6 protein-coding genes are annotated in these 6,841 nt (G+C 65.3%); 2 read left to right on the top strand and 4 right to left on the bottom strand.

What is annotated here, in order from left to right; genetic code table 11:
* Positions 1-116 precede the first annotated feature (116 nt).
* On the bottom strand, positions 117-377 hold the full coding sequence (locus tag AC0L2J_RS05655; RefSeq protein WP_473387898.1) for a hypothetical protein: 261 nt from the start codon (positions 375-377) through the stop codon (positions 117-119).
* Positions 378-512: 135 nt separating this feature from the next.
* On the opposite strand from AC0L2J_RS05655, the gene AC0L2J_RS05650 reads away from it, so the two are divergent.
* Positions 513-1,742, top strand: a complete 1,230-nt coding sequence (locus AC0L2J_RS05650; RefSeq protein WP_473387748.1) for a lytic murein transglycosylase — start codon at positions 513-515, stop codon at positions 1,740-1,742.
* A gap of 6 nt (positions 1,743-1,748) precedes the next feature.
* Here AC0L2J_RS05650 and AC0L2J_RS05645 read toward each other — a convergent pair whose 3' ends face one another.
* The 3 genes from AC0L2J_RS05645 to recJ all read right to left on the bottom strand — a co-directional run bounded on the left by AC0L2J_RS05645 (position 1,749) and on the right by recJ (position 5,351).
* Entirely contained in the window at positions 1,749-2,546 is a 798-nt protein-coding gene (locus AC0L2J_RS05645) for an aldolase (protein WP_473387745.1), read from the bottom strand.
* A 109-nt stretch (positions 2,547-2,655) separates the two neighbouring features.
* Positions 2,656-3,465, bottom strand: coding sequence for an SDR family NAD(P)-dependent oxidoreductase (locus AC0L2J_RS05640; protein ID WP_007609930.1), 810 nt, complete (start codon positions 3,463-3,465; stop codon positions 2,656-2,658).
* Between the two features lie 44 nt (positions 3,466-3,509).
* Entirely contained in the window at positions 3,510-5,351 is a 1,842-nt protein-coding gene (gene recJ, locus AC0L2J_RS05635) for a single-stranded-DNA-specific exonuclease RecJ (protein ID WP_473387742.1), read from the bottom strand.
* Between the two features lie 277 nt (positions 5,352-5,628).
* On the opposite strand from recJ, the gene AC0L2J_RS05630 reads away from it, so the two are divergent.
* Complete coding sequence (locus AC0L2J_RS05630; protein WP_007609928.1) at positions 5,629-6,705, top strand: methyl-accepting chemotaxis protein; 1,077 nt, start codon at positions 5,629-5,631, stop codon at positions 6,703-6,705.
* Positions 6,706-6,841: the final 136 nt, after the last annotated feature.

Here is a 6,841-nt window from a genome sequence, read left to right as displayed (position 1 = left end):
CCGCCCTTTTTTTTTGGTTTTTCCTCTTCGTCTTTTTTTAAAACCCCCCCATTTATTCTGTTTCCCCGGCGGGGGGGGGGGGGGGGGCGCGGGGGGGGGGCGGGCCCCCCACTCCATCAGTCGTTGTCGTGATGAATCACGGTCTTGCTGCGATTGCCGAATTCATCTTCCTTCTTGATCACCGTGGTGCGGTCGGCGGGTTCGCGCTCTTTGATGACGGTGGTGCGGTCGCGATCGCGGTCCCGCTCACGATATTCGTGAGACTGTCCGACGGTCACCCCGGCACCGACCGGACCGACGTGAACGCCGACTTCGTCGGCAAAAGCAGGCGCGCCGATGGCGGTGACCATGGCGGCGGCAAACAGATACTTCCGCATCTTCTCCTCCTCTAACTTGGTGCTGGGGGAATGCGGGAGTGCGACAGTTTGTTCCGGGGAACGCGGGGCCTGCGTCTCTTCCTCCAGTTCCAGGAACCGGGTCACAGCCGCCATGTTTCCCGCTAGAATGGGTCCATGAAACACGCTGATTCCATGGCCTCTCGCAGCCGCCGCGCTCTGCTTCGATCCACGCTGGGCGCAGCCGCACTCGTCGCAATCCCAACGCGGATCCTGGCCGCGCCTCCAGACTTCGAGGAATGGCGCGAGGGCTTTCGCGCGCGTGCGATGGCCAAGGGCATCTCGGCTGCGACCTGGCAGCGCGCGATGGCGCGGGTCGAGCCCGACATGAGCGTGTTCAAGCAGATGCGCAACCAGCCCGAATTCCATGAGCAGGTCTGGCAATACATCAACCGCCGCGTCTCTGACTGGCGCATCATCAACGGCAAGATCGCGCTGAAGAACAACGAGGCGCTGCTTGCACGCATCGAGCGCGATTTCGGCGTCGAGCGCGGTACGCTGCTGGCGCTGTGGGGCGTCGAGTCCGCCTATGGCGATCCGCTGGTGCAGCAGAACCACATGACGCCGATATTCCCCTCTCTCGCCGCCCTCGCCTGGAACGAGCCGCGCCGAAAAGCCTATTGGGAAACCGAGCTGATCAACGCGCTACGTATCGTCGACAAGGGTTGGAGCACGCCGGAGCAGATGCAGGGATCCTGGGCCGGCGCGATGGGGCATTCGCAATGGATGCCGGAAGTCTGGCTCAATGTCGGCATCGACTATGACGGCGACGGCAAGGTCTCGCCGTTCGGCAAGCCCGACGATGCGCTGGGCTCGACCGCAAAATATCTCGTCAACCGGGGCAAATGGCACCGCGGCGAGCATTGGGGCTACGAGGTGCGCGCGCCCGGTGAGATGAGCGGCACACGGACCTATGCGGCTTGGCAGGCAGCCGGCGTCACCCGCGCCGACGGCCAGCCATTCCCGCAAGCCTCCGCATCCGCGCAGATGTGGACGCCGGTTGCGGGCGGACCGACGTTCCTGCTGGGACCGAATTTCAACGCGGTGAAGAGCTACAATCCCTCGATGAACTATGCGCTGGCGATCTGCCATCTCGGCGACCGCTGCCTCGGCGCCCCGCCCTTCATCCAGCCGTTCCCCGGCTCCGAGCGCGCGCTGACGCTCGCCGAGGTGCAGGAGATGCAGACACGCCTGACCAAGGCCGGTTTCGACACTGGCGGCACCGACGGCCGTGTCGGCAACGACACCATGAAGGCAATCAAGGATTTTCAGCAGCGCGCGGGCATCACGCCCGCGGACGGCTATGGCGGGTTGAAGGTGCTGGCAAAGCTGCGGCAGGGGTCGTAGGCAGGCTCAGTGCCTATATTGCGGCTCCTCCGCATCGAGCTGGCGGCGGATTGCGGCGAGATGCAGCCGGGCGGATTCGGAATCTCCCTCGCGCATCTGCCTGTAGGTCTCGGCCGCAATGGCGGGATCGACCGGCAGCACCTGTCGCCCCGTCGACATCGCCAGCACCTGCACCTCGGCGGCGCGTTCGAGATAGTAGAGATCGTCCCAGGCTTCCGCGATGGTCGGTGCCAGCACCATCACGCCGTGATGCTTCATGAAGATGATATCGGCATCCCCAACGCTGGAGGCGATGCGCGCGCCTTCGCGGTTGTCGAGTGCGAGGCCGTTGTAGTTGGGGTCCACAGCCGTGCGACCGTAGAATTTCAGCGCGGTCTGGCCGGCCCAGATCAGCGGATCGCCCTCGGTCATCGACAGCGCCGTGGCGTAGGGCATGTGGGTGTGGAAGGCGACCTTGGCGCGCGGCAGGCGCTTGTGCATCTCGGCATGGATATAGAACGCGGTCGCCTCGGGCACGCCCTCGCCGTCGAGCACGTTGCCGTGGAAGTCGCAGATCAGAAGTTTTGACGCGGTCAGCTCGCGGAAGGCGTAGCCGTAGGGATTGACCAGGAAGAGGTCGTCATGGCCAGGCACCACCGCGGAAAAATGGTTGCAGATGCCCTCCTCAAAGCCGTTGCGCGCAGCCATGCGGAAGCAGGCGGCAAGATCCTCGCGCGCGCTGCGGATCGCATCGCTCGCGAGATCCGGACGGTTCGAGCGAAATGTTGCGGGCGTGGATGACGAAGAGTGAAGGCTGTGCGCCATGGCGGGAGGACACCTCTGTCGGTCGGAAGACGCCCGCGTTGTACAGGGACGACGCTTGCACGTCAGCCCCTGCGGGCGCCACCCTGCCCTTCGCGCCCCGCGCGGCGGCTTATTGCCGCCGTGGCACGCCACCGGCGTTTATGCCGCCGTCGATGACGAGCTCGCTGCCGGTGACGTAGCGTGAGGCATCTGAGGCCAGATACAGCACGCCGGAGGCAATCTCCGCAGCCTGTCCGGCCCGACCCAGCGGTGCGACAAGCCGGGCGCGCTCTTCGGGATCGATCGGTGCGTTCTGGCCGGCGCCTGTCGCGCCGGTCGGGATCTTGCCCCAGATCGGCGTGTCGATGATGCCGGGATGGACGGAGTTGACGCGGATGCCGTCGCCGGCGGCAGCGCACTCCATCGCGATCGACTTTGCGAACAGCCGCACGCCGCCCTTGGTCGCCGAATAGGCCGACAGCCCGGGCGCGCCGCGCAAGCCCGCAAGCGAGGACATCATGACGATCGAGCCGCCGCCGGTCTTGCGCATCAGGGGCAGGCAATGCTTCACCGAGAGGAAGACGCCGTCGAGGTTGATCGCGTTCTGCCTGCGCCAGTCGCTGAGCGTCATGTCGACGATCGAGGGCACGGCGATGCCGATGCCGGCATTGGAGACGAGAATATCGAGCTGGCCAAAGCGCTTCGTGATCTCGGCTGTGATCTCGATCCAGCGCTCTTCGCTAGTGACGTCCTGCTCCAGGAAAATCGCCTTGCCGCCGGCCTTGGTGATGCGATTGGCGAGCTCGGGGCCGCGCAGCTCGTCGATGTCGGTGGCAATGACGATGGCGCCCTCGCGTGCGAACAGCTCGACGACGGCCTCGCCGATGCCGGAGGCCCCGCCCGTCACCAGCGCGACCTTGCCCTCAACCTGCCCTGCCATGTTCACTCCCTTTTTTGCTATTCGTTTTTTGTTGTTTGCCGGGCCTATCTAATCATGGATGGTCCCTGGTCGGGTAGCGCGACGTCGATGACGCGGAATTGCACACGCTCGGCGCCCTGATAGCGATCGACCGACAATGATCCCGCGACATGCAATTGCTGGCCGCGATTGGCAACGAGCGCGTTGCCGAGCTTCTGTCCGATCGAACGGAACGCGATGCCGTTGACGATGGCGCCGTCGCCCGACTTGAAGCGTAGCCTCAAATGTGCCTGTCCCACCTCGTCGGCATAGACGAGCTGGTGCGCCGGCAGCGCCAACACGACTTCCGGATTGCCGCTGCCGAAGGGACCAGCGCGGTTGAGCGTCGTTGCAAGCTCGGTCGTCACCGCGCGCGCGGAGACCGCGCCGTCGATGTAGAGCTCGTTGACGTGGCGCGCCTCGGCAACGTCGCGGGCCAGCGCATTCTCGAGATAGGCGCGAAATTCGGCGAGCTTTTCCTTCCGCAGCGTGACGCCCGCAGCCATCGCGTGGCCGCCGCCCTTGAGCAGAATGCCGTCGGTGACCGCTTGACGCACTGCCTTGCCGAGATCGACGCCGGCAATCGAGCGGCCGGAGCCGGTGCCGATGCCGCCGGGCTCCAGCGCGATCGCGAAGGCGGGCCGCGAGAACTTCTCCTTCAACCGGGATGCAACGAGACCGACCACACCCGGATGCCAGCCTTCGGAGGCCGTCACGATCACCCCGATCTTGTCCTCGAGTCCGATCGAGGCCAGCGCCTCGGCTTCGGCCTGCGCTTCGGCCGCCTGCTCGATGATCCGGCGCTCGCTGTTGAGGCGGTCGAGTTCGGCTGCGATCCGCGCGGCCTCGACGCTGTCACCCTCCAAAAGCAGCCGCACGCCGAGGTCGGCGCGGCCGATGCGGCCGCCGGCATTGATGCGCGGTCCCAGCATGAAGCCGAGATGCCAGGCCTCCGGCGGGCCGTTGAGCCGCGCCACATCCATCAGCGCGGTGTGGCCGACATGGTCGCGGCGCCGCATCGCGATCAGGCCCTTGGCGACGAAAGCGCGGTTGAGACCGATCAGCGGCGCGACATCGGCAACCGTGCCGAGCGCAACGTGATGCAGCATGCCGAGCAGGTCCGGCTCGGGCATCTCCGCATTCCAGAAACCGCGCTGGCGTAGTTCACGATTGACCGCGACCAGCGTCACCAGCACGAGGCCCACGGCGGCGAGATGGCCGAGACCGGAGAGATCGTCGAGCCGGTTCGGATTGACCAAGGCGTCGACCTCCGGCAATTCCGTGCCGGCCTGATGATGGTCGATCACGACGACCGACATGCCGAGACGTTTTGCTTCGGCGAGCGGCTCGATGCTGGTGGTGCCGCAATCGACGGTGACGAGCAGCGTGGCGCCCTTCTCGGCCAGCGCACGCACGGCTTCCGTGTTGGGCCCGTAGCCCTCGAAGATGCGGTCGGGAATGTGGATCAGCGGATCAAGCCCGCAATGGCGCAGATGCCAGGTCAGCAGCGCCGCCGAGGTCGCGCCGTCGACATCGTAGTCGCCGAAGATCGCGACCTTCTCGCCGTTCCCTGCGGCATCCGCGATCCGCTTCGCGGCGGCCTCCATCTCCGTCACCGTGAACGGGTCCGGCAGAAGCTTGCGGATGGTTGGATCGAGGAAATCTGCGACGGCGTCGCTGTCGACACCGCGGCCTGCCAGCACCCGCGCCAGCAGCTCGGGCAGTTGGTGGCGCTGCACGATGGCAAGCGCCTTCGCCGCACCGCGCGCATCCAGCCGGTCGCGCCAAAGCTTGTCGGTGAGCGAGCGCGCCACCCCCAGGAACGCCTGGGGCGCTTCGACAGGCAAGGCGGTGGCGAGCGGCGTCATGAACATCGGTCGGTTTGAGGAACCTGGAAGCCGGAGGTATTGCATCGTCCGGCCGATGGCACGATTGGCTCGCAATCCCCCGGGATTTGCAATGTCTGCGCCGCACAAAGCGGTGGATTGCCGCTTTGCTACGCGCACTGACTATCATTTGAGCATTCCGCAAAACAGCAAATTAAGCAGGCGTTAGGCGGAATCTTCGAAAAAGAAATGTATTCGATCTGTAGTGGTTGTTCCGGGTTCGTTGCAGATCAGACCTCATTGCCAAGGGAAGCCCCCGATGTCTGCTGCGCTGGGTCTCAAAGCCAAGCCGATCGCAAATGAACCCGCTGATGATGAGTCCGACATCTCCGCGCTGATCAATCGCCTCACCGCGGAGGTCAACCAGATCGCGGTCGACAAGACCAAGGCGATCCAGCAGATCACCAACCAGATGAAGATGCTGGCGCTGAACGCGCTGATCGAAAGCTCCCGCGCCGGCGCGCAGGGCGCGGGCTTCGCGGTGGTGGCGCAGGAGGTCCGCGGCGTCGGCCAGCAGGTCGAGGCCATCGCCCGCGAGCTCGAAAGCCAGCTGACGAAACGGACCGGCGATCTCGTCTCCTCGATCGACCGGATGAGCCAGCGCTCGCGCGGCGAGCGCATGGTCGATCTCTCGCTCAACGCCATCGAGTTGATCGACCGCAATCTCTATGAACGGACCTGCGACGTGCGCTGGTGGGCGACCGATTCCGCGTTGGTCGATTGCGCGGCCTCGCCCGACGGCGCGGCCGTGTCCCATGCCTCGCAGCGTCTCGGCGTGATCCTGGGAGCCTACACCGTCTATCTTGACCTCTGGCTCTGCGACCTCGACGGCAACGTCATCGCCAACGGCCGCGCCGACCGCTTTCGCACCGTCGGCCAGAACGTCGCCCACACCAAATGGTTTCGCGAGGCCAATACCCTGCGCTCGGGCGACGACTATGTCGCCGGCGACGTCGAAAATCAGCCGCTGCTCGGCAATGCCCAGGTCGCGACCTATTGCGCCAGCGTCCGCGCCGGCGGCCATGCCAACGGCGCGCCAATCGGCGTGCTCGCCATCCATTTCGACTGGGAGGCACAGGCCCGCGCCATCGTGCAAGGCGTGCGCGTCGGCGACAGCGACAAGGCGCGCGTGCTGCTGGTCGATTCCAATCTTCGCATCATCGCCGCCTCGGACGGCCAGGGCATCCTCAGCGAGCGCATCTCGCTCTCGCTGGACGGCCAGCGCTCCGGCTTCTATCAGGACCGCTCGGGCACGCTGGTCGCGTTCCATGCCACGCCGGGCTACGAAACCTATCGCGGGCTCGGCTGGTATGGCGTGATCGTCTGCGGGGCCTGAAGCTGGAGGCGGCCTGCCTATCCAACTCAAAACCGTGAAAACAACCCCATGCACAGTAGCCATCTGGTTGTTTTCATGATGGTTTTTTATCGCGGTTTCACGCGGGCAAGACACCAGCCTGCATGCCATCATGGCG

The sequence above is a fragment of the Bradyrhizobium sp. MV1.5 genome, assembly GCF_055807615.1.
This window is presented reverse-complemented; position numbering and strand designations above follow the sequence as displayed.

Excerpts from the sequence above, each read along its gene's own strand:
- AC0L2J_RS05655 (WP_473387898.1), bottom strand. The coding sequence starts at position 377 with ATGCGGAAGTATCTGTTTGCCGCCGCCATGGTCACCGCCATCGGCGCG.
- AC0L2J_RS05650 (WP_473387748.1), top strand. The coding sequence starts at position 513 with ATGAAACACGCTGATTCCATGGCCTCTCGCAGCCGCCGCGCTCTGCTT.
- AC0L2J_RS05645 (WP_473387745.1), bottom strand. The coding sequence starts at position 2,546 with ATGGCGCACAGCCTTCACTCTTCGTCATCCACGCCCGCAACATTTCGC.
- AC0L2J_RS05640 (WP_007609930.1), bottom strand. The coding sequence starts at position 3,465 with ATGGCAGGGCAGGTTGAGGGCAAGGTCGCGCTGGTGACGGGCGGGGCC.
- recJ (WP_473387742.1), bottom strand. The coding sequence starts at position 5,351 with ATGACGCCGCTCGCCACCGCCTTGCCTGTCGAAGCGCCCCAGGCGTTC.
- AC0L2J_RS05630 (WP_007609928.1), top strand. The coding sequence starts at position 5,629 with ATGTCTGCTGCGCTGGGTCTCAAAGCCAAGCCGATCGCAAATGAACCC.